Source organism: Siccirubricoccus soli, from assembly GCF_024178315.1.
Taxonomy (GTDB): domain Bacteria; phylum Pseudomonadota; class Alphaproteobacteria; order Acetobacterales; family Acetobacteraceae; genus Siccirubricoccus; species Siccirubricoccus soli.
On the sequence record NZ_JAMZIK010000263.1, the window covers coordinates 1 to 1,666 of the forward strand.

The following is a 1,666-nucleotide window of genomic DNA, read 5'->3' on the forward strand; positions in this document are numbered from 1 at the left end:
TGCCGCCGGAGACGGTCAGGCCACCGCCATCGCCGATGGCGCCGGCGAAGGTGGTGGAGCCGTTGGTGACGGTGAGGGTCTGCGCGCCGAGCCGGACCGTGCCGCTGCCGGCGAGGGTTTGCACCGCGGCGCCGGCATTGGTGCTGCTGATGTCGAAGCTGCCATCCGCCGTGATGGCGGAGGATTGGGCAATACTGCCATTGCCGGCGAGTTCGAGGGCCGCGCCATCCGCGATGGTGGTGGCGCCGGTATAGGTGTTGGCCCCGCTCAGCCCCTGGGTGCCGCCGGCGACGGTCACCCCGCCGGTGCCGCCGATGGCGCCGGCGAAGCTGCTGGCGCCGTTGGTGACGGTCAGCGTCTTCGTCCCCAGTGCCACTGCGCCGCTGCCGGCCAGGGTGGCGATGGAAGCGCCCGAAGTGGTGGCGCCGATGTCGAGGGTGCCGTTCGCGGTGACGCCGGCGGAGGCGGCGATGCTGCCATCGCCCGAGAGGGCCAGGGTGGCGCCCGCGCCGCTGCCGGTGGCACCGGTATAGGTGTTGGCCGCGCTCAGCCCCTGGCTGCCGCCGGCGACGGTCACCCCGCCGGTGCCGTCGATGCTGCCGGCGAAGCTGGTGGAGCCGTTGGTGATGCCGAGGGTCCTGCCCCCCAGCGCCACCGTGCCGTTGCCGGCCAGGGTGACGAGCGAGCGGTCGCCGCCGGCCCCCGAGATGTCCAGCCTTCCATCCACCGTGACGATGGAGGATTGGGCGATGCTGCCATTGCCCGTCAGCGCCAGGGTGGCGCCGCTGTTCACCGTGGTGGTGCCGGCATAGGTGTTGGCCGCCGTCAGCACCAGGCGGCCATCCCCGGCCAGGTTCAGCCCGCCATTGGACAGCACGCCGGTGAGGAGGCCGGAGGCGGTGCCGGCGGCATTCGCCACCACCTGTACCGTCCGCACCCCGCCATTCAGGTTGATGGCGTTGGTGAAGACGGTGTCGCCCTGCGCCGTCGTGGCGCCGAGGATCAGCGCCGAGCCGTTCGGGACGAAGCTGTTGGTGCCCCAGGTAAGGCCGAGGCCGGCATTCAGCGTGACGGTCAGGCCATCGGCATCGGCCGCCGCGAAGCCGCCGGAGCCGGTCCACTGCACCTGGTCGGACTGGGTGCCGACGAAGCGGTCGAAGGTGCCGCTGGTCTGCAGCACGCCGCCGGCGAGGTTCAGGTTGCTGTTGGCATGGAGCCCGACCCCGTCCTGCGCCTGCAGCACCCCGCCCTCGATGACGGTCTGACCGCTATAGGTATTGGCGCCGTTGAACACCACGAGGCCGCTGCCGATCCGCACCGTCGCGCCTTGGCCGATGGGGATGTCGCTGGAGGCGATGGTCGCGGCGCTGTCGTCGGCGATGCTGCCATTGATGGTGATCGTATTGCCGGTGCCGGCATTCAGCCGCACCGTGGCGCCAGTCATGATGAAGAGGTCGGTGCCCGCGGCATCGCCGGAGGCGCCGCCATTGGCGCTGCCGCCGCCCACCACATTGTTGCGGCCGATGGTGGTGTTGCCGCTGACCGTCAGGCTGCCGCCATTCCGCACGAAGACCGCGCCGCCATAGGCGGAGCCGCCGCCGCCGCCCGTGGCGCTGGCGGAGGCCGCGCCGGCGCCGGTGCTGCCGGTGCCGGCGCCGAAGCCGCC

The 1,666-nt window shown here is 72.1% G+C and carries 1 protein-coding gene; it reads right to left on the reverse strand.

Going from position 1 to position 1,666, the window contains the following annotated elements; all coding sequences use genetic code 11:
- A partial coding sequence (locus tag NJ376_RS27950; RefSeq protein ID WP_252956634.1) for a beta strand repeat-containing protein occupies window positions 1-1,666 on the reverse strand: 1,666 nt, incomplete at both ends.